Genomic DNA, 18,414 nt, shown 5'->3' with positions numbered 1-18,414 from the left:
GATCATGCCTGCAAACTAGCGAACCCGGCCGGACGACGGAAGGGTTCAGCGCTCGCCGCGGGCCCGAAGGGCGTCCTGGGCCGCGACGTACTTGAGCATCAGGCGGGCGAACTCCAGGCGTTCGGCCTCGCTCCAGTCGGCCGTGATCGACTCGAAGGCGTCGCGCTGGTGGCGGCGGAAGCGGGCCATCAGCTCGCGGCCCTCGGGGCTGAGGTGGAGGACGGTGCGGCGGCCGTCCTGCTGGGAGGCGGCGCGGATCAGGTAGCCGGCGGAGATGCTGTCGGAGACCATCCGGCTGGCCACCGAGGGGTCGGCACCGAGGTGGGCGGCGATCGCGCCGACGGTGATCTCGCGGGGCTGATCGGCCTCGGCCTGCTCGGCCTCCAGGACGATGTTGAGGACCAGGGTGCGGCTCAGGTCCTTCTGCGAGATCGGGTTCTCCACGTCCAGGAGCGAGGAGCGTCGCAGCTTCCCGAAGGCCGGACCCACGGCGTTCAGCAGTTCGTCGGCGTCGGCGGTCCGGTGCTTCGTCATGGCCCCATCGTATCTGGATGACTCCATGAAGACATGTGTTGACATGAAAACGTGTGCATGTGAGCATGCATATGTCTTCATCAACGAACGGATTCCATCGTGACCATCCTCGTCACCGGCGCCCGCGGCAGGGTCGCCCGCTCGGTCGTCCACCAGCTGCACGGCGCCGGCCTCCCGGTCCGCGCCGCCAGCGCCAGGCCCGCCGAACTCACCGTCCCCGCCGGGGTCGAGACGGCCGAGCTGGCCCTCGACCGGCCGGAGACCTTCGAGGCCGCGCTCCGCGGCGTCCGGCAGGTCTTCCTCTATCCCGAACCGGCCGGCATCCACGAGCTGATCGCCGCCGGCGAGGCCGCCGGCGTCGAGCACGTCGTGCTGCTCTCGTCCTCCTCGGTGCTCGGCCCGGACGCGGAGCACGACCCGCTGGCGAGCCACAGTCTGCGGGTAGAGCGCGCCCTCGCCGCCTCCTCGCTCGCCTGCACCTTCCTGCGCCCGGACGCCTTCGCCAGCAACGCGCTCGGCTGGGCCTGGTTTGTCGGCCGGGCCCAGCCGGTCCAACTCGCCTATCCGGAAGCCCACATCGCGCCGATCCACCCCGAGGACATCGCCGACGTCGCCACCGCCGCCCTCACCGGCAAGCTCGCAGGCCCGCGTGCGGTCACCCTGACCGGCGCCGAGTCGCTGACCTTCCGCGAGCAGCTCGCGATCGTGGCGGAGGCCGTCGGCCGGGAGATCCCGGTCCAGCGGATCACCCGCGCCGAGGCGGAGCGGCAGCTGGGCGGCTTCATGCCCGCCCCGATGGCCGGCTCGCTGCTCGACCTCTGGCAGGCCGCCGAGCAGCACGGCCCCGCCACCGTCGCCGACACCACCGACACCCTGCTCGGCCGCCCCGCCCGCAGCTTCCGGCAGTGGGCCGCCGAGAACGCCGCCGCCTTCGCCGGGCAGCACTGACCCGCTCGGGAGCGAGAGTTGAAGCCCATCGGCTACTGGCTGAACCGCACCGACCGGGCCCTCACCGCCCGGATGGACGCGATGCTGGCCGAGCACCACCTGACCCGGCTCGCCTGGCAGGTCCTGAACGTCGTCCAGGACGACCCGGCTGCCACCGACACCGCCGTCCTGACCGTCCTCGCCGCCAACGCTGACGCCCCCACCCTGACCGCTGCTGTCGAGGCCGTGCTCGCCGACGGCTGGCTGACCCGCCCCGCACCGGACCGGCTCGCGCTGACCGCCGAAGGCCGTACCCGCCTGGCCGAGGTGGCCGAACGGGTCTCCGCCTTCCGCGAGTCGGCGACGGCCGGGATCCCGGACGCGGACTACCGCACCGCCGTCGCCGTGCTGGAGCGGATCACCCGGAACCTGAGCTGAGCCCTGCGGCGCCTCGGCGCCGCCACGAAGGTCACAGGATGCCTCAAGTCCTTGCTCCGGAAAGGCTGCTGAGGTTGAGTCAGCTCATGATTGTCGAGTACATCAGGTACCGGATCGCCGAACCGCAGCGCACCGCCTTCGAGCAGGCCTACCTCCGGGCCGCCGGCCCGCTCGGGGCGGCCGAGCAGTGCGTCGACTACGAGCTGGCCCGCTGCACCGAGGACCCGGCCGCGTACGTCCTGCGGATCCGCTGGACCTCCGCCGAGGAGCACCTCGGCGGCTTCCGCAAGGGTCCGCACTTCGCCGCCTTCCTGGCCGAGATCAAGCCGTACATCGAGTCCATCGAGGAGATGCGCCACTACGAGGTCACCGAGGTCGTGGGCAGGGGCGGTTCGACGCCGACCCTGTACGCGTGGGCCGGCGGGGCGGCCGCCTTCGACCGGCTGTTCACCCGCTTCTACGAGCTTGTCGCCGAGGACGCGGTGCTCGCCCCGGTCTTCGCGGGGATGGACCCGCACCACGCCGAGCACGTGGCGGCCTGGCTCGGCGAGGTGTTCGGCGGCCCGGCCCGCTACAGCACCGAGCTGGGCGGCCACCGCCACATGGCCTCCCGCCACCTCGGCCGGGGTGTCACCGAGCAGCAGCGCAGCCGCTGGGTGGCGCTGCTGCTGGCGACCGCCGACGAGGTCGGCCTGCCGAGCGACCCGGAGTTCCGCGGCGTCCTCGCGTACTACCTGGAGTGGGGCACCCGGATGGCGCTGATCTACTCCGGCCCCAACCCGCCGCCGCTGCCCGAGACCCCGATGCCGCGCTGGGACTGGGGCATCACCCCGCCGTACCGGGGCTGACCCCGGCCGTCCGGGAGCAGGCGCCCAGCCGGTGGCTGTCAGTCCTTCCCGGTGGCGGCCGCCGTGAAGCGGTCGATCATCTCGGCCATCAGCCGGGCGCCGTCCGGGGCGATCATCAGCTCCAGGTTGTCCGAGGCGAGCCGCGCCTCCGGCCGGACCCGCTCGTGCATCACCCGCTCGAAGGCGGGCACCGCGGCGGCCGGGTCGGCCGCCGACTCGGCCACGGCCAGGGCGAGTTCGGCCCCGTCCAGCATGGCGAGGTTGGCACCTGCCCCGGAGAACGGCGACATCAGGTGGGCGGCGTCGCCGATCAGCGTGACGCCGGGGGTGCCCGGCCAGGTCAGGCCGATCGGCAGCATCATGATCGGGCGGGGCAGCACGGTGTCGTCGCCGTACCGGATCAGGTCGGTCAACTCCGGGGCCCAGTCGGCGAAGTGGTCGAGCAGGACGACCCGGACCTCGGCCGGCCGGTCGCACGGAACGCCCGCTGAGGCCGGCCACCCCTCCGGCACCCGGAGCGCGACGTAGGCGCGGATCCGGCCGTCGCCGTTGCGCTGCGGCAGCAGGCCCTTGTCGTCCCCGAGCGCGTACAGGCTGCCCCGGCCGACCAGCCGGGCCAGCTCGGGGTGGGTCCGGTCGGCATCCGGGATGCCGAGCTCGACGAAGGTCACCCCGGTGTAGCCGGGAGTGGTGTCGTGCAGCAGCGGACGGACCCGGGACCACGCCCCGTCGGCGCCGACCAGCAGCTCGCAGGTCTCCACCGTGCCGTCCTCGAAGCGGAGTTCGTGCCGACCGCCGCCCACCGGCACGGCCCGGTCGAGGCGGTGGCCCCACCGGACGGCACCGGGGTCGAGGGAGTCCAGCAGCAGATCGCGGAGCACCCCGCGGTCGATCTCGGGCCGCGCCAACTCACCCTCCTCGGGGATCAGTTCGCGCAACAGGACGTTGTGCTTGTCGACCAGCCGCAGGTCCTGGCCCTCGGGCCGGGCGGCGGCCAGGAAGCCTCCGGTCAGCCCGGCCAGCTCCAGCGCCCGCTGCCCGGTCCCGGGGCGCAGGTCGAGCGTGCCGCCCTGGCCCCGGGCCGTCCGGGCGGACTCGCCTTCGTACACGGTGGCGGCGATGCCGTGCACCTGGAGGACCCGGGCGAGGGTCAGGCCGCCGAGGCCGCCCCCGACGATCGCGATCCGGGGCGTGGTGGTGGTGTCGGACATGCTGGCTCCGTCCCTCGGGGTGGTCGGCCCAGCTTGCCGCGCGGCGGTGCTTCCCGGGCGAACCATCCTGCGAACGGCGCGCCCGGCCGGTCACTCCCGGCCGGGCGCGCCACCCGTCTCGATCAGCCGTCATTCTCAGCCGGTGATCGCGGTCAGACCCGCCTCCGCGATCTTGACGTCGTCCGACCAGTGCCCGCCCGAGACGCCGATCCCGCCGACGAGCTGCCCGTCGACGACGATCGGCAGCCCGCCGCCGAAGGTGACGAGCCGGTCGATTCCGGTCCGGGCACCCACCGAGAGCTGGGCGTCCTGCTCGACGAACTCGTGCCAGTCGGTGGTGCTCAGGCCGAAGGCGGCCGAAGTGTAGGCCTTGTCCTGGGCGATCTGAATGGTCATCAGGCCCGAACCGTCCATCCGGGCGAAGGCGCTGAGGTGGCCGGACTCGTCGACCACGGCGATCGCGAAGCGCAGCTCGGTCTCCCGGGCGGCGGCCAGGGCGGCGTCGACGATGGCGCGCGCGAGATCGTTGCCGAGGGCGGGGCGGGTGCGGACTGCGGTCATTTCGAGCTCCTCAGGGGAATGGTGACGACGGCCAACAGGGGAAAGGCGGTGACGGCGGCGAAAGCGGGGCCGTAGCCGATGCCGGTCACGAGCAGCGCGACCACGGAAGGCGTCGCGGAGGCGAAGACGTTCTGGGCGGTGTTCTGAATGCCGAGGGCACGGCCCGCCCAGGCCCCGCCCGCGAGTTCGGCCACGGCGGTGAACGCGAGGCCGTTGGTGCTGACGGTGACGACCGAGGCCAGGACCAGCGCGGGAACCGCGATCACCGAACCGGTGCAGGCACCGACGGTCAGGCACGCCATGATCACGACGGACCCGGCGGTGAGCTGCGCCATCGGACGCATCCGGCTGCCGACCCGGTCGGACCAGCTGCCGACCGCCAACCGGGCCACGGCTCCGCCGATCTGGGCCACCGCCAGCAGCCGCCCGGCCGACTGGACCTGCCAGCCGTGCTGGTCCACCAGGAAGACCAGGGCGAAGGTCGCGACGGTGAACTGCGGGACGACCAGCAGCGCACTGGCCGCGTGGATGCGCCACAGCACCGGCGTCCGGTAGGGCGAACCGGACCGGACCGCCGTCCCGGCCGGCCGTCTCGGCGGGTCACGCACCGTCAGGGCGACCAGCGCGGCGGCGGCCAGGCAGGCCGTACCGAGGACGGTCAGGACGCTGCCCCGGCCGTACACCGCGAGCACGGGGACGGTCAGGCCGGCCACCGCGACCCCCAGGGGCTGACCGGTCTGCCGAATGCCCATCGCGAGACCCCGCTCCCTGGCGGCGAACCAGCCGAGGATGAGGCGTCCGCTGGAGGCGTGCACCGAGGCGACGGCCGCTCCGGCCAGGGCCAGGCAGGCACCCAGGCCGGTGGTCGAGTGCATCCGCGTCGCAGCCAGGACCAGCAGGCCGGCCAGCGCGAGCCCGGTCACCAGGACCAGGCGCTCGCCCCACCGGTCGGCGGCGGCACCCCAGGCGTACAGCGTCAGCAGCGCCCCGAACGTCGGGCAGGCGGCGAGCGTGCTCGCCGTGCCCAGCGACATCCCGTCGGCGCGCAGGGCCGGGATCAGGTACGGGAGGCCGAATTGGAAGGTGCAGCCGACGGTGATCGCGAGCAGGCCCACAGCCAGGATCGACCACCGTCGGCCGTCTGCCGTCGGATCTTCTATTCGCATGCATGCAGCTAACAGCATGCGAATAGCTTTACGCAAGCTGTCTGCTCTCTTGGTGGTTACTGGCACCCGCTCCTACACTCGGCACATGCATCACACCGACCGGCTGTTGGTCCACATCAAGCAGGCCGAACGCATCACGCAGGCCGCCAAGGAGGCCGCGGTGCGGGAGGTTGGGATCACCGCCGCGCAGCAGGGCGCGCTCGCCGTGCTCAGCGACAACCCGGGCATCAACGCCGCCGAGCTCGCCCGCCGCCTCTCGGTGACCCCGCAGACGATGAACAGCCTGCTCGGCCGACTGGAGTCGCGCGGCCTGGTCTCCCGCACCCCGCACCCGATCCACGGCACGCTGATCGAGATCCGGATGACCGAGCGCGGCGCAGAGGTGTTCGCCGAGGCCGACGCCCTGGTGGCGCGGCTCGACGCCCGCCTCGCCGAGGGGCTCACCCCGGCCGAGTCGGCCATCGTCCGGGACCTGCTCGCCCGGATCGTCCGGAACGCCGAGACCCCGCCCACCGCCTAGCGTCGCCCGGGCACGACCCGGCACGACCGGTGTCGAAACGCCCCGCCCCGAAATGCAGCGATCCGCCCACCCCCGAGGGGTGGACGGATCGAAGGACTTCGGACGGGACGTCAGACGCGAGCGGCCCACTCCTCCCGGAGCATCCCGAACAGCACCCGGTCGTACCGCTCCCCCGCCACCAGCACGGCCGAGCGGCGGCGGCCCTCCTCCCGGAAGCCGAGCCGGGTGAAGGCGCGGACGGCCCGGTCGTTGCCGCTCCAGGTGTCCAGCTCCAGCCGGTTCAGCCCGTACGCGCCGAACAGGTGGTCCACCACCAGGCCGAGCGCCTCCGCCCCGTGGCCCCGGCCCCAGTACTCGCGCTCGCCGATGGTCACCCCGAGGGTGGCCACGCCGTTGGCCGGGTCCAGGTCGCGGTAGTCGGCCATCCCGATCACCCGGCCGTCCGCCAGGTCCTCGACGGTGAAGACGGCCGACTCGCGCGGGAAGAGCCGGAGCATGGTGTCGAAGCCGAGTCCGACCGCCTCCGCCGTGACCGGCCCGAAGCACGGGTCGCCGGCGGCGGCCAGGCGCACCACCTCGGGGTCGTTGCGCCAGCGGAGGTGGTGCTCCGCGTCCTCCGCGCGCAGCGCCCGCAGCCTGACCAGCTTGCCCTCGAACATGTCCGCTCCCCTGGTGCTCCGCTGACGCCGGATCAGCGGCCCTGACGGTAGCGGGCACGGTACCGGGCGGCGACGACCGAGATCCACAGCATTGCGGCGATCACCCCGGCGGCCAGCGTGACCGACCCGGCCGGGCCGCCGCTCATCGCCCAGCCGTTGCCCAGCAGCAGTGCCGTACCGGCGACCCAGGAGCCGATCGCCAGGCCTCGCTCTCCGGCCCGGCGGAAGTACCGGCCGAGCACGTAGCAGGCCGCGATCATGGCGGTGAAGGTGATCGACCCGGCCGCCAGGTGGGCCATGCCGTGCCAGCTCATGCTCGCCGGCACTCCGCCCGGCGTACCCACCGGGAAGCCGTCGGCCGGGTCCAGGACGAAGACTCCGGCGGCGATCATCCCGAGCCCGAAGACCCGGAGCAGCCGGGGCGCCCAGGTGCTGTCGAGCACCCGGCGCAGGCCCGCCGCGCCGGCCACCGCGAGTGCCCCGACCAGCAGGAAGTTGGTGATCTGCACCCAGCCGAGCGAGCCGTTGCTGAGCATGCTCAGCGGGTGGCGGGTGAGGTCGAAGCCGTCCCGGGTGGCGGCCTGGGTCAGGGCGACCACCGTCCAGACCGGGGTGGTCAGGACGGCGCAGCCGAGCAGGGTGCGGGTGGAGAGGCCGGCGGTGCGGGCGGCGGGGAGCTGAACGGTGGTCATGGCGGGTGCGTTCCTTCCGGGGATTCGGTTTCTCATCGGTACGTCGTCCCGTCCATGTGACAGGGAATGACGCACATTCCCTGTCACATCACCCCGTTCGACGTACCGGCAGAAGCACCCACCGAACCTGAACCACACGAAGGAACACACCATGCGCTACCTGATGACCACCAACGCCGGCAGTTCCACCCCCGACGAGAAGCTCTTCGCCGAGATGGGCACCTTCATCGAGGAGCTGACCGCCTCCGGCGTCCTGCTGGCCACCGGCGGACTGGACCCGGCCAGCATCCGGATCGCCTCCTCGGGCGACGAGATCACGGTGACCGACGGCCCGTTCGCCGAGGCGAAGGAGGCGGTGGCGGGCTTCGCCCTGGTCGAGGTCCGCTCGCAGGAGGAGGCGATCGAGCTGGCCCGCCGGTTCCGCCGCATCGTCGGCGACGGCGAGAGCAGGCTCCAGCAGGTCTTCACCTCCTGAGCCCCACTGAGCCCCGCCTGCTCCCGCCTGCTCCCCCCGCACCCCGCCCCGGCTCGCCCACGAGCCGGGGCGCGTGTGCTGTCATGGTGCCCGTGCTGGATACCCGCCGGACGATCGACGCGGTCTGGAAGCTGGAGTCGGCGAAGATCATCGCCGGCCTCGCCCGCCTGGTCCGCGATGTCGGGCTGGCCGAGGAGCTGGCCCAGGACGCCCTGGTCGCCGCCCTCGAACAGTGGCCCCGCACCGGTGTCCCGGACAACCCGGGCGCCTGGCTGACCACGATCGCCAAGCGCCGCGCCGTCGACCACATCCGCCGCTCCCAGCTGCTCGAACGCAAGCAGGAGCTGCTGGCGCACGAACTGGCCCACGAGTCGGCCGAGGAACCAGACCAGCCGTCGGACGACCAGCCCGACGACATGCTGCGGCTGATGCTGATCTCCTGTCACCCCGTGCTGCCGACCGCCTCCCGGGCCGCCCTGACGCTCCGGCTGCTCGGCGGTCTGACGGCGGAGGAGATCGCCCGCGCCTTCCTGGTCACCGCGCCGGTGATCACCCAGCGGATCGCCACCGCCAAGCGAACGCTGTCCGAGCAGCGGATCCCGTTCGAGCTGCCCGAGCAGGCGGAACTCGCCGGGCGGATCTCCTCCGTCCTGGAGGTGGTCTACCTGATCTTCAACGAGGGCTACTCGGCCACCTCCGGCGACGACCTGATGCGCCCGGGGCTCTGCCACGAGGCGCTCCGGCTGGGCCGGCTGCTCGCCGTCCTGGCGCCGCGCGAGGCCGAGGTGCACGGGCTGGTCGCGCTGATGGAGATCCAGGCCTCCCGCTCCGCCACCCGCACCGGCCCGTCCGGCGAACCGGTCCTGCTGCACGAGCAGAACCGGGGCCGCTGGGACCTCCTGCTGATCCGGCGCGGTTTCACCGCGATGCTCCGGGCCCGCGAGCTCGGCGGGCCGCCCGGGCCGTACGTGCTCCAGGCCGCGATCGCGGTCTGCCACGCGCAGGCGCCGACCTCCGAGGCCACCGACTGGGCCCAGATCGCCGCCCTGTACGGGGCGTTAGTCCGGCTGCTGCCGACGCCGGTGGTCCGGCTCAACCGCGCCGTGGCGGTCGGCATGGCCCGCGGTCCGCAGGCCGGGCTCGACCTGGCCGACGAGCTGGCCGACGATCCCGCGCTGCGCGACTACCACCTGCTGCCCAGCGTCCGGGGCGACCTGCTGGCCCGGCTGCACCGGCCCGCAAAGGCCCGGCTGGAGTTCCAGCGGGCCGCCGCGCTGACCCGGAACACCGCCGAACGCACCTTCCTGCTCGGCCGCGCGGACGCCCTGGCCGACGCCGCCCCGACGGGCCCCACCCTCGGCAGCGCCGCCCGTGCCTTCCTGGCCCGCACCGACCTGGACCCGGCGACCGTCCGCTCGTACGGGCAGACCCTGCGACGGCTCCGCCTGAGCCTCGGCGAGGGGCTCCCCCTGGCCGAGTTGACGGCGGATCAGGTGGCCGGGGTGTTCACCGCGACCTGGGGATCGGCCGCCCCCAGGACCTGGAACCGACACCGTGCGGCCGTCCGCTCCTTCGGCGCCTGGGCCGAACTTCCCGACGCCGCTGCCGGGTTGGACCGCCGAACCGAAACCCGGACCCGTACGGAGCCGCTCGGCCCCGACCGGCTCGACGCACTGTTCACAGCGACCAGAACCGGCCCGAGCCTGCGGGAACAGACCCTGTGGCGCCTGCTGCACGAGTCGGGCACCGGGGTGAAGGCCGCCCTCGCACTGAACGTCGAGGACCTCGACCTGGAGGACCGCTCGGCCGGGCCCGGCATCGCCTGGCGCTCGGGCACCGCCCGGCTGCTCCCCGCACTGCTGGCCGGTCGCAGCCGGGGCCCGCTCTTCCTCACCGACCGCCGCCCGGGCCCGGCCCGCACCCCGACCGCCGACCTCTGCCCGGACACCGGCCGGGCCCGGCTCTCCTACGAGCGGGCCGAGTATCTCTTCAAACAAGCCAGCGGCGGCCTCACCCTCAGCCGCCTCAAAACCCGGCCCTGAACCGAGGCGCCACTGCCGTGGAGCCTCAGGCCGCCGCGATCCCCAGCACCAGTACGGCCGCCGAGACCACCAGGAGGACCGCGGCGGGCGGCGTGCCCTTGAGGTCGGCCTTGCGCAGGTGGGCGCCCACCGCGCCGACGAAGTAGAGGACCACACCGACGGCCGCCGCCACTGCCAGCGGCGTGACCCAGATCCCGGCCAGCAGGCCGAGCGCACCGGCTATCTCGCAGGTGGCCAGGAACGGCAGCAGGCCGAGCGGGACCGCGAGCTTCGCCATGCTCTCGGTCACGCTGCTCTCGCGGGTCAGCTTGCTGTACGCGGAGAACAGCAGCACCAGGGACAACAGGACGGCGATGACGACATAGGCGATGAACACGGCAGCTCTCCAGACGGGTCGCGGGGCGAATACCGTGGAGGCTAGCAGATAGTTGAAAACTATCAACCATTGATGGGGTGCGACAGTTTCCGCCCGGGTAGGGTTGTCGACGTGATGGAGGAGCTCCCCCTGCTGACCCTGGCCTTCCAAGGCCACTCCGCCGGCGTCCGGGTCAGGAAGGCCATGGCCGCACACGGGCTGAAGCCCGGACACGGGCATGTCCTGATGGTTCTTCAGGACCAGGGCGCCATCGGCCAGCACGTCCTCACCGAAACCCTCGGCGTCGACAAGAGCGTCATCGTCGCGCTGCTGAACGACCTCGAACGCGACGGCCTGGCCGAACGCCGCCGCGACCCCGCCGACCGCCGCCGCCACATCGTGGAGATCTCCCCCCGCGGCACCGCCCTGGTGGCCGACCTGTACGCCACCGTCGCCGCCACCCAGGCCGAACTCTTCCGCGACCTCACCCCCGCCGAGATCGACGGCCTCACCTCCGTCCTCTCCCGCCTCCGCGCCACCCCCGACGACGGCAACCCCTGCGCCGGCCAGGACTGACCCGGCCTCACCCGCCGGGCCGCTCCTCCTGCCCCGCCCGCCCCGCCTGCTCGGCCTCCTCCGCCCGCTCGGCGATCAGTGCGGCGAAGCCGTCGAGCACGCAGCGGAGCCCGAACCCGTAGGCGTGGTCGGCGCTGTACGCGCTCCGGTGCGCCTCGCCGGCCGCCGCGCCGATCCGGGTGGCCAGCGGATGGCGCTCGGGATCGAAGACCCGGGCGAGCAGAGGGCCGTTGACCTCCCACCAGTCGTCGTCCGACATCGCACTGTCCCGTTCGGCGGCCCGGGCCTCCAGGGCGGTGCGCCCGGTGGATCGGACGAAGGCCAGCAGGTGGGTCAGGGCCGCGTCGATGTCGAGATCGGTGAGGCCCAGGCCGTCGAACGCCCCCAGCTCGTGGTCGTACTTGGCGATCAGGCCGGGCCCGAGCGGCGGGCGGGTGGCGGGAAGGGCGGCCACCCAGGGGTGGGCGAGCTGGAGCACCCGGTTGGACTCGGCGACGGCGGTGACCCGCTCGCGCCAGGGGGCGGCCGGATCGACCGGACGCGGCATCCGCAGGAACAGGGTGTCCAGCATCAGGTCGAGCAGCTCGGCCTTGCCGGGCACGTACGTGTACAGGGTCATGGGTGTGACGCCGAGCTGCTGGGCGATCCGGCGCATCGAGACCGCGTCCAGGCCGTCGGCGTCGGCGAGTTCGAGCGCGGCCTGCACGACCGCGTCCACGGTGAGCCCCGGCCGGGGGCCGCGCCCCGCGCCGGGCCGCCCGTCGGATTCGCGCCAGAGCAGCGCGAGCGTACGGGAGGGGTCGCCTGCACTGCTTCGGTCCTTCGCCATGAGCCCATCCTCTCCTGTTCGGACCTGCCGGAATAATTCACTGGCACTCACGTTATACGGCGTATAACGTACGGCGTACAGAGATGCACGGACGAGGGAGAGCAATGACGGCAGCCGACAACCACGACGTGATCCAGGTCCGGGGCGCCCGGGAGAACAACCTGCGGGACATCTCGCTCGACATCCCCAAGCGGCGGCTCACGATCTTCACCGGGGTCTCCGGCTCGGGCAAGTCCTCGCTGGTCTTCGGCACCATCGCCGCCGAGTCGCAGCGGCTGATCAACGAGACCTACAGCGCCTTCGTCCAGGGCTTCATGCCGACGCTGGCCCGGCCGGACGTGGACGCGCTGCACAACCTGAGCGCGGCGATCGTGGTCGACCAGGAGCGGATGGGCGCCAACTCCCGTTCCACGGTGGGCACCGCGACCGACGCGTACACCATGCTGCGGATCCTCTACAGCAGGCTCGGCACCCCGCAGATCGGCACCGCCGCCGCGTTCAGCTTCAACAGTCCCGAGGGGATGTGCCCCGGCTGCGAGGGCCTCGGCCAGGCCTCCAAGGTCGACGTCGACCAACTCGTCGACCGTGACCTCTCGTTGAACGAGGGCGCGATCACCGTGCCCAACTTCGCGGTGGACTCCTGGTACTGGCAGATCATGGCCCGCTCGGGCCTCTTCGACCCGGACGCCAAGCTGCGCGACTACACCCCCGAGCAGTGGACGACCTTCCTCCACGGCGAGAGCACCAAGGTCAGGGTCGGCTCCACCAACATGACCTACGAGGGGCTGGTCACCAAGGTCCAGCGGATCTTCCTGGCCAAGGAGCGGGACTCGATGCAGCCCCACATCCGGGCCTTCGTGGACCGCGCCGTGGTCTTCGCCGACTGCCCGGACTGCGGCGGCACCCGGCTGAGCGCCGCCGCCCTCTCCTCCACCATCGACGGGGTCGGCATCGCCCAGTGCTCGGCGATGCAGATCAGCGACCTGGCCGCCTTCGTCGGCCGGATCGACGACCCGTCGGTCGCCCCGGTGCTGGCCGGCCTCCGGCAGACCCTGGACTCACTGGTGGAGATCGGCCTCGGCTACCTCAGCCTGGACCGGAGCTCCGCCACCCTCTCCGGCGGCGAGGCCCAACGGGTCAAGATGGTCCGGCACCTGGGCTCCAGCCTGACCGACGTCACGTACGTGTTCGACGAACCGACCACCGGCCTGCACCCGCACGACATCCAGCGGATGAACGACCTGCTGCTGCGCCTGCGCGACAAGGGCAACACCGTCCTGGTGGTCGAGCACAAGCCCGAGGTGATCGCGATCGCCGACCACGTGGTCGACCTCGGCCCGGCCGCCGGGTCCGGCGGCGGGCAGCTCTGCTACAGCGGGGACGTCCCCGGCCTGCGCAGCTCCGGGACGCTGACCGGACGCCACCTCGGCCACCGGGTCGCACTCCGTCCCGAGGTCCGCACTCCGACCGGGCAACTCCCCATCACCGGCGCCGGGTTGCACAACCTCAAGGACGTCAGTGTGGACATCCCGACCGGGGTGCTCACCGTGGTGACCGGGGTGGCGGGGTCCGGGAAGAGCTCGCTGATCCACGGTTCGCTGCCGGGACGGGAGGGGGTGGTGGTGGCCGACCAGTCACCGATCCGCGGCTCCCGACGCTCCAATCCGGCCACCTACACCGGCCTGTTGGGACCGATCCGGACGGCCTTCGCCAAGGAGAACGGCGTCAAAGCCGCCCTGTTCAGCGCCAACTCCGAAGGCGCCTGCCCGCACTGCAACGGCCTCGGCCTGATCTACACCGACCTGGCGATGATGGCCGGGGTGGCGTCGGTCTGCGAGAAGTGCGAGGGCAGGCGGTTCACCCCGGAGGTGCTCAACTACCGGCTGCGCGGCAAGAACATCAGCGAGGTGCTCGGCCTGTCGGTCACCGAGGCCAGGGAGTTCTTCCCGACCGGCCAGGCCCGCGCCATCCTGGACCGCCTCTCCGACGTCGGCCTCGGCTACCTCCACCTCGGCCAGCCCCTCAACACCCTCTCCGGCGGCGAGCGCCAACGCCTCAAGCTGGCCATCCACATGGCCGAGAAGGCCGACACGTACATCCTGGACGAGCCCACCACCGGCCTCCACCTCGCCGACGTGGACCGCCTGCTCGCCCTCCTCGACCGCCTGGTCGACGACGGCAACACCGTCATCTGCATCGAGCACCACCAGGCGGTCATGGCCCACGCCGACTGGATCGTCGACCTCGGCCCCGGCGCGGGCCACGACGGCGGCCGGGTCGTCTTCACCGGCACCCCCTCCCAACTGGTCTCCGGTGCCGACACCCTGACTGCCCGTCACCTCCGAGAGTACGTCGGCGCCTGACCCGCACTCACCGCACGTCGCCGCGCAGCCCCTCCACCACCCGGGAGAGGCTGGCGGCGGCGTGCCCCTCCGCGAGCTGACCGTTCAGCAGGGCCTGCAGCGGCTCCAGCAGGTCGGTCGGCACGCCCTGGTGGGCGGTGGCGGCCAGGATGTGCCCGAGACCGGTGGCGTTGATGGCGATGTTGGACGTGGTGGTGCCGTAGTCGCCGGAGTCGATCTCGGCCGCGAAGTGCGGCAGCGCGGCCGAGACGGCGACCAGCCAGGAGACCAGCAGCCCGGTGATCTCGGTCGCGGTGATGCCGGCCGAGCGGGCCAGCGCCACGCTCTGGAACTGACCGGCCAGCATCCCGTACATGCCGCTGAGCAGGGCCACGTCGTAGACCGACGCCCGGCCCGGGTCGGTGCCGACGAAGGTCGGTGCACCGAGTCGGGCGAGGGTCGACTCGTGCTCGGCGTAGGACGCTTGGTCGCCGCTGAACAGCACGAAGGCGTCCGCCGCCCCGATCGTCTGCGGCACCGCGTACACCGCCCCGTCCAGGTAGGCACTGCCCTGATCGGCGGCCCAGGCCGCCAGCGCACGGGCGGGCTCGGGGGTGCCGGTGGAGAGGTTGACCAGGACCCGGCCGGAGAGTTCGGCGGCGGCCGGCGCCAGGATCTCCCGGGCGGTCGGGTAGTCCAGCACGCAGACCACGACCAGGCCGGATGCGGCGACGGCCTCGGCGGCGCTGCCCGCCAGGACCGCGCCCCGGGCGACCAGCCCGGCCGCCTTCCCGGGCGAGCGGTTCCAGACGGTGGTGGGGTGGCCGGCGGCCAGGAAGGTCTCGGCCAGGACGTGGCCGAGGTTGCCCAGACCGATCACGGTCACGGGCACGGGGGTGCGGGTCATCAGGTCCTCCAGGGTGGGGATGGCGGCCGGTCGTTCCGTCCGCTGCCCTCACCCTCCGCCGGTGCGCTGCCGGTTGACTGTCGGTCTGCTGTCGGCACCCCGACACCGGCTTCCGGCGGCGGCTCCCGGCCTATGGTGGTGATCATGAGATTCGGAGTGCTCGGACCGCCGGCGGTGTGGACTGCGGACGGCTCGGAGGTACGCGTCCCCGAGGCCAAGGTCCGGCTGCTGCTGGCGCAGCTGCTGGTCCGCCCCGGGCAGCCGGTCCCGGCGCACCGGCTGGTGGACGAACTGTGGGGCGACGAACTGCCCGAGCACCCGGCCAACGCACTGCAGGGCAAGGTCTCGCACCTGCGCCGCACCCTGGAACGGGCCGAACCCGGCGCCCGCGCCCTGGTGGTCTCGGGACCGGCGGGCTACCGGCTCGCGGTCGAACCCGCTGCCGTCGACAGCGGGCGGTTCACCGCCCTGGCCGAAGCGGCCCGCTCGGCCGGGCCGGCCGACCGGATCCGGCTGCTCACCGAGGCGCTGGCGCTCTGGCGCGGACCGGCCTTCGCCGACCACGCCGAGCGGCCGTTCGCCCTGGCGGCGGTCACCGGGCTCGCCGAGGCCCGCCTGTCCGCACAGGAGGAACTCGCCGAGGCCCGGCTGGAGTCGGGCGAACACCGGCCGCTGCTCCCGGAACTGGCCGAACTGGTCGGCCGCCACCCGCTGCGGCAGCGCCTTCGCTCCGTCCAGCTGCGCGCGCTGTACCGGTCCGGCCGGCAGGCCGAAGCGCTGGCGAGCTACGCCGACCTGCGCCACCGGCTCGCCGACGGCCTCGGCCTGGACCCCGAGGCCGGGCTGACCGCCCTGCACGAGGCGATCCTGCGGCGCGACCCGTCCCTCGACCCCCGCACCTCCGGGAACCTGCCCGCTCCGCTCTCCGGGCTCATCGGCCGGGAGGCCCTGTCCGACCACTTGCGGACCCTGCTCCGGACCGGACGGCTGGTCACCCTCACCGGCCCCGGCGGCGTGGGCAAGACCCGGCTCGCACTCGCCTCGGCCCACGCCGAGGCCGACCGCCTGCCGGACGGCGCCTGGCTGGTCGAACTGGCCCCGCTCGCACCGGGATCCGGGCCGGCGGCGGTGGCCGAGGCCATCCTCGCCGCCCTCGGTGTGCGGGACCTCTCCCCGGCCGCCGCCGACCCGGCCGACCGGCTGGCCGAGGTGCTGCGCGGGCGCGAACTCCTGCTGCTGCTGGACAACTGCGAGCACCTGCTGGCCGGTGTCGCCGCGGTGCTCGGGCCGCTGCTCGCCACCGCGCCCCGCCTGCTGGTCCTGGCGACCAGTCAGGAACTGATCGGGCTTGGTGGCGAACTACCCTTGCCGGTACCACCGTTGGAGGCTCCGACCGGAGACGGCCTGGCCGAGGTCGGCCGCTCCGGCGCGGCCCGGCTGTTCCTGCTCCGGGCCGGGGCCGGGCTGGCCGAGGAGAACGCGGCAGCGGTCGCGCTGCTCTGCCGCCGCCTCGACGGCATCCCGCTCGCACTGGAGCTCGCCGCCGCCCGGGCCCGCACCCTGGGCGTACACGGCCTGGCCGCCCGACTGGACGACCGGTTCGCGCTCCTCGCCGGTGGTCCCAGGGACGCTCCGGCCCGCCAGCGGACCCTGCGGGCGGTGATCGACTGGAGCTGGCAGCTGCTCACCGAGGCCGAACGGGCCGTGCTGCGCCGACTGGCCGTGACCGCGGACGGCTGCCCGCCCCCGGCCGCAGCGGTGATCTGCGCCGATGGCGATCTCCCGGCCGCCCAAGTACCGGAACTGCTGGCCCGGTTGGTCGAGCGCTCACTGGTCGTCCTGACCGACCGGCCGGACGGGCCGCGGTTCGGGCTGCTGGAGTCGGTCCGCGCGTACGCCCTGGAACAGCTCGACCGGACCGGGGAGGCGGCCGCCACCCGGCAGCGGCACAGCCACCACTTCACCGGACTCGCTCTCCGGGCCGCCCCGTTGCTGTGCGGTCCGGAGCAGCGGGAATGGCTGGAACGGCTGGACACCGAGAGCGCCAACCTGGCCCGGGCGGTCGAGTACACCGTGGCCGCGGGCCGGGCCGAACCGGCACTCCGGCTGGTGGACGCACTGGCCTGGTACTGGCTGCTGCGAGGTCGGCACGGCGAGGCCCGACGCGCCCTCTCCGGCGCGCTGGCGCTCGGCGAACACCCCGGCGCTGCGGTCTGGTTGGCCGGCTTCGAGCTGCTGGACGGCGGGCCCGACCGGCTCCGCAGCGCGCTGGCCGGCTTCCCCGCCGACACCGATCCGGCCGGGTACGCCAAGGCCGCCTGGTTCCTCAGCTGGATCCAACTCGGCAGCGGCGGCGTCGCCGACGGCGAGCGGCTGACCGCCGAGGCGCTGGAGCGCTTCACCGAGCTGGACCACCGCTGGGGCATCGCCGCCGCCCTCAGTGTCCGGGCCCGGCACGCGATGGCCCGGGGCGACCTGGTCGCACTGCGGGCCGACGGCGAACGCAGCTCCCTGATCTTCCGCGAACTCGGCGACCAGTGGGGGCAGTTGCAGAACGTCTTCCCGCTCGCCGCACTGGCCGAGATCTCGGGCGACTACCCCGCCGCCGCCCGGCTGCACCGCGACGGCCTGGCCATCGCCGAACGCCTCGGCCTGCCCATCGAGCAGGCCAAGCGCCTCACCGGCCTCGGCCGGATCGCCCTGCTCACCGGCGACCTGGCCGAGGCCCGCTCCCTGCACGAGCGCTCCCGCCGCCTGTCCGCCGAACAGGGCTACCGGCCGGGCGAGTTGGACGCCGGGATCGGCCTCGCCCTCGGCGACCGCCGGGCCGGGGACCTGACCGCGGCCGAGAGCCGCCTGCACCACCTGCTCGACGCGTACGGCGGCCGGACCGGCTACGAGCCCGTCACCACCCTGCTCCTCGCCGAACTCGGCTTCACCGCCGAACTCCGCGGCGACCACCCCACCGCCCTCGCCCACCACCTCGACGGCCTCACCGCCGCCCGCGGACTCGGCGATCCCCGGGCCATCGCCCTCGCCCTGGAAGGTCTCGCCGGAGCTGCCGCCCTCACCCAGGACTGCCTCCGCGCGGCGCACCTCCTCGGCGCCGCCCACGCTGCCCGCAGCTCCGTCGGCGCCCCACTTCCCCCCGCTGAGCGCACCGACGTCGACCGGATCACCGCCACCCTGCGGACCGCCCTCGGCGACCACGCGTTCAACACCGCCCACAGCCACGGCAGCACCCTCACCCACACCGACCTGGTCCCCTGACCCCGCACCGCGTGCCGCCCGACCCGGGGCCGCCGACGCACCTACGCTGGGGCCCAGGACTG

The 18,414-nt window shown here is 73.3% G+C and carries 18 protein-coding genes and 1 pseudogene; 10 read left to right on the top strand and 9 right to left on the bottom strand.

Annotation, left to right across the window (positions count from 1 at the left end):
- Positions 1 to 45: 45 nt before the first annotated feature.
- Positions 46 to 534, bottom strand: coding sequence for a MarR family winged helix-turn-helix transcriptional regulator (locus tag ABT118_RS01675; RefSeq protein WP_350644167.1), 489 nt, complete (start codon positions 532 to 534; stop codon positions 46 to 48).
- A gap of 99 nt (positions 535 to 633) precedes the next feature.
- On the opposite strand from ABT118_RS01675, the gene ABT118_RS01670 reads away from it, so the two are divergent.
- The 3 genes from ABT118_RS01670 to ABT118_RS01660 all read left to right on the top strand — a co-directional run bounded on the left by ABT118_RS01670 (position 634) and on the right by ABT118_RS01660 (position 2,747).
- Positions 634 to 1,482 carry an NAD(P)H-binding protein gene (locus ABT118_RS01670; RefSeq protein ID WP_350644165.1) on the top strand — a complete coding sequence of 283 codons (849 nt, stop codon included), beginning with the start codon at positions 634 to 636 and terminating at the stop codon, positions 1,480 to 1,482.
- An 18-nt stretch (positions 1,483 to 1,500) separates the two neighbouring features.
- Positions 1,501 to 1,899, top strand: a complete 399-nt coding sequence (locus ABT118_RS01665; RefSeq protein WP_350644163.1) for a MarR family winged helix-turn-helix transcriptional regulator — start codon at positions 1,501 to 1,503, stop codon at positions 1,897 to 1,899.
- 86 nt (positions 1,900 to 1,985) lie between these two features.
- Positions 1,986 to 2,747, top strand: coding sequence for a group II truncated hemoglobin (locus tag ABT118_RS01660; RefSeq protein ID WP_350644161.1), 762 nt, complete (start codon positions 1,986 to 1,988; stop codon positions 2,745 to 2,747).
- A gap of 38 nt (positions 2,748 to 2,785) precedes the next feature.
- On the opposite strand, the gene ABT118_RS01655 is transcribed toward ABT118_RS01660, so the two are convergent.
- From ABT118_RS01655 to ABT118_RS01645, 3 genes are all read right to left on the bottom strand, one after another.
- Complete coding sequence (locus tag ABT118_RS01655; RefSeq protein ID WP_350644159.1) at positions 2,786 to 3,958, bottom strand: FAD-dependent monooxygenase; 1,173 nt, start codon at positions 3,956 to 3,958, stop codon at positions 2,786 to 2,788.
- Between the two features lie 135 nt (positions 3,959 to 4,093).
- On the bottom strand, positions 4,094 to 4,519 hold the full coding sequence (locus tag ABT118_RS01650; protein ID WP_350644158.1) for a GlcG/HbpS family heme-binding protein: 426 nt from the start codon (positions 4,517 to 4,519) through the stop codon (positions 4,094 to 4,096).
- Positions 4,516 to 5,685 carry an MFS transporter gene (locus ABT118_RS01645; protein ID WP_350644155.1) on the bottom strand — a complete coding sequence of 390 codons (1,170 nt, stop codon included), beginning with the start codon at positions 5,683 to 5,685 and terminating at the stop codon, positions 4,516 to 4,518. Before ABT118_RS01645 ends, ABT118_RS01650 begins: the two co-directional genes overlap by 4 nt.
- An 85-nt stretch (positions 5,686 to 5,770) precedes the next feature.
- Here ABT118_RS01645 and ABT118_RS01640 point away from each other — a divergent pair, with 85 nt between their 5' ends.
- The gene (locus tag ABT118_RS01640; RefSeq protein WP_350644153.1) at positions 5,771 to 6,205 is read left to right on the top strand and encodes a MarR family winged helix-turn-helix transcriptional regulator; all 435 of its coding nucleotides are present in this window, start codon (positions 5,771 to 5,773) and stop codon (positions 6,203 to 6,205) included.
- Positions 6,206 to 6,315: 110 nt separating this feature from the next.
- On the opposite strand, the gene ABT118_RS01635 is transcribed toward ABT118_RS01640, so the two are convergent.
- Both ABT118_RS01635 and ABT118_RS01630 read right to left on the bottom strand, forming a co-directional pair.
- Entirely contained in the window at positions 6,316 to 6,864 is a 549-nt protein-coding gene (locus ABT118_RS01635; protein ID WP_350644151.1) for a GNAT family N-acetyltransferase, read from the bottom strand.
- Between the two features lie 32 nt (positions 6,865 to 6,896).
- A complete protein-coding gene (locus ABT118_RS01630; RefSeq protein ID WP_350644149.1) occupies positions 6,897 to 7,556 on the bottom strand; it encodes a DUF998 domain-containing protein in 660 nt (219 codons plus the stop codon).
- 151 nt (positions 7,557 to 7,707) lie between these two features.
- On the opposite strand from ABT118_RS01630, the gene ABT118_RS01625 reads away from it, so the two are divergent.
- The 3 genes and pseudogenes from ABT118_RS01625 to ABT118_RS32685 all read left to right on the top strand — a co-directional run bounded on the left by ABT118_RS01625 (position 7,708) and on the right by ABT118_RS32685 (position 10,073).
- Positions 7,708 to 8,031, top strand: coding sequence for a YciI family protein (locus tag ABT118_RS01625; protein ID WP_350644147.1), 324 nt, complete (start codon positions 7,708 to 7,710; stop codon positions 8,029 to 8,031).
- A gap of 83 nt (positions 8,032 to 8,114) precedes the next feature.
- Positions 8,115 to 9,359, top strand: a pseudogene (locus ABT118_RS32690) (RNA polymerase sigma factor); the annotation flags it as partial.
- Positions 9,336 to 10,073 (top strand): site-specific integrase, encoded by a 738-nt coding sequence (locus tag ABT118_RS32685; protein WP_502884475.1) that lies wholly within the window; start codon positions 9,336 to 9,338, stop codon positions 10,071 to 10,073. The pseudogene ABT118_RS32690 and the gene ABT118_RS32685, both read left to right, overlap by 24 nt.
- Positions 10,074 to 10,098: 25 nt before the next feature.
- Here the strand turns inward: ABT118_RS32685 and ABT118_RS01615 are convergent, their stop codons facing one another.
- Positions 10,099 to 10,449, bottom strand: a complete 351-nt coding sequence (locus tag ABT118_RS01615) for a DoxX family protein (protein ID WP_350644144.1) — start codon at positions 10,447 to 10,449, stop codon at positions 10,099 to 10,101.
- A 114-nt stretch (positions 10,450 to 10,563) separates the two neighbouring features.
- On the opposite strand from ABT118_RS01615, the gene ABT118_RS01610 reads away from it, so the two are divergent.
- Positions 10,564 to 11,004: a MarR family winged helix-turn-helix transcriptional regulator gene (locus ABT118_RS01610; RefSeq protein ID WP_350644142.1), complete on the top strand. Its 441-nt coding sequence runs from the start codon at positions 10,564 to 10,566 to the stop codon at positions 11,002 to 11,004.
- A 7-nt stretch (positions 11,005 to 11,011) separates the two neighbouring features.
- Here ABT118_RS01610 and ABT118_RS01605 read toward each other — a convergent pair whose 3' ends face one another.
- Positions 11,012 to 11,833 (bottom strand): TetR/AcrR family transcriptional regulator, encoded by an 822-nt coding sequence (locus tag ABT118_RS01605; RefSeq protein WP_350644140.1) that lies wholly within the window; start codon positions 11,831 to 11,833, stop codon positions 11,012 to 11,014.
- A 104-nt stretch (positions 11,834 to 11,937) separates the two neighbouring features.
- On the opposite strand from ABT118_RS01605, the gene ABT118_RS01600 reads away from it, so the two are divergent.
- Entirely contained in the window at positions 11,938 to 14,196 is a 2,259-nt protein-coding gene (locus ABT118_RS01600) for an ATP-binding cassette domain-containing protein (protein WP_350644138.1), read from the top strand.
- Positions 14,197 to 14,203: 7 nt separating this feature from the next.
- Here the strand turns inward: ABT118_RS01600 and ABT118_RS01595 are convergent, their stop codons facing one another.
- Complete coding sequence (locus tag ABT118_RS01595; RefSeq protein WP_350644136.1) at positions 14,204 to 15,082, bottom strand: NAD(P)-dependent oxidoreductase; 879 nt, start codon at positions 15,080 to 15,082, stop codon at positions 14,204 to 14,206.
- A gap of 144 nt (positions 15,083 to 15,226) precedes the next feature.
- On the opposite strand from ABT118_RS01595, the gene ABT118_RS01590 reads away from it, so the two are divergent.
- Positions 15,227 to 18,352, top strand: a complete 3,126-nt coding sequence (locus ABT118_RS01590) for an AfsR/SARP family transcriptional regulator (RefSeq protein ID WP_350644135.1) — start codon at positions 15,227 to 15,229, stop codon at positions 18,350 to 18,352.
- The last annotated feature ends 62 nt before the right edge of the window (positions 18,353 to 18,414 follow it).

The sequence above is a fragment of the Kitasatospora sp. NPDC002040 genome (assembly GCF_040296785.1).
Taxonomy (GTDB): Bacteria; Actinomycetota; Actinomycetes; order Streptomycetales; family Streptomycetaceae; genus Kitasatospora.
This window is presented reverse-complemented; position numbering and strand designations above follow the sequence as displayed.

Excerpts from the sequence above, each read along its gene's own strand:
- ABT118_RS01645 (WP_350644155.1), bottom strand. The coding sequence starts at position 5,685 with ATGCGAATAGAAGATCCGACGGCAGACGGCCGACGGTGGTCGATCCTG.
- ABT118_RS01635 (WP_350644151.1), bottom strand. The coding sequence starts at position 6,864 with ATGTTCGAGGGCAAGCTGGTCAGGCTGCGGGCGCTGCGCGCGGAGGAC.
- ABT118_RS01650 (WP_350644158.1), bottom strand. The coding sequence starts at position 4,519 with ATGACCGCAGTCCGCACCCGCCCCGCCCTCGGCAACGATCTCGCGCGC.
- ABT118_RS01595 (WP_350644136.1), bottom strand. The coding sequence starts at position 15,082 with ATGACCCGCACCCCCGTGCCCGTGACCGTGATCGGTCTGGGCAACCTC.
- ABT118_RS01630 (WP_350644149.1), bottom strand. The coding sequence starts at position 7,556 with ATGACCACCGTTCAGCTCCCCGCCGCCCGCACCGCCGGCCTCTCCACC.
- ABT118_RS01625 (WP_350644147.1), top strand. The coding sequence starts at position 7,708 with ATGCGCTACCTGATGACCACCAACGCCGGCAGTTCCACCCCCGACGAG.
- ABT118_RS01660 (WP_350644161.1), top strand. The coding sequence starts at position 1,986 with ATGATTGTCGAGTACATCAGGTACCGGATCGCCGAACCGCAGCGCACC.
- ABT118_RS01605 (WP_350644140.1), bottom strand. The coding sequence starts at position 11,833 with ATGGCGAAGGACCGAAGCAGTGCAGGCGACCCCTCCCGTACGCTCGCG.
- ABT118_RS01590 (WP_350644135.1), top strand. The coding sequence starts at position 15,227 with ATGAGATTCGGAGTGCTCGGACCGCCGGCGGTGTGGACTGCGGACGGC.
- ABT118_RS01610 (WP_350644142.1), top strand. The coding sequence starts at position 10,564 with ATGGAGGAGCTCCCCCTGCTGACCCTGGCCTTCCAAGGCCACTCCGCC.
- ABT118_RS01640 (WP_350644153.1), top strand. The coding sequence starts at position 5,771 with ATGCATCACACCGACCGGCTGTTGGTCCACATCAAGCAGGCCGAACGC.
- ABT118_RS01655 (WP_350644159.1), bottom strand. The coding sequence starts at position 3,958 with ATGTCCGACACCACCACCACGCCCCGGATCGCGATCGTCGGGGGCGGC.
- ABT118_RS01675 (WP_350644167.1), bottom strand. The coding sequence starts at position 534 with ATGACGAAGCACCGGACCGCCGACGCCGACGAACTGCTGAACGCCGTG.
- ABT118_RS01600 (WP_350644138.1), top strand. The coding sequence starts at position 11,938 with ATGACGGCAGCCGACAACCACGACGTGATCCAGGTCCGGGGCGCCCGG.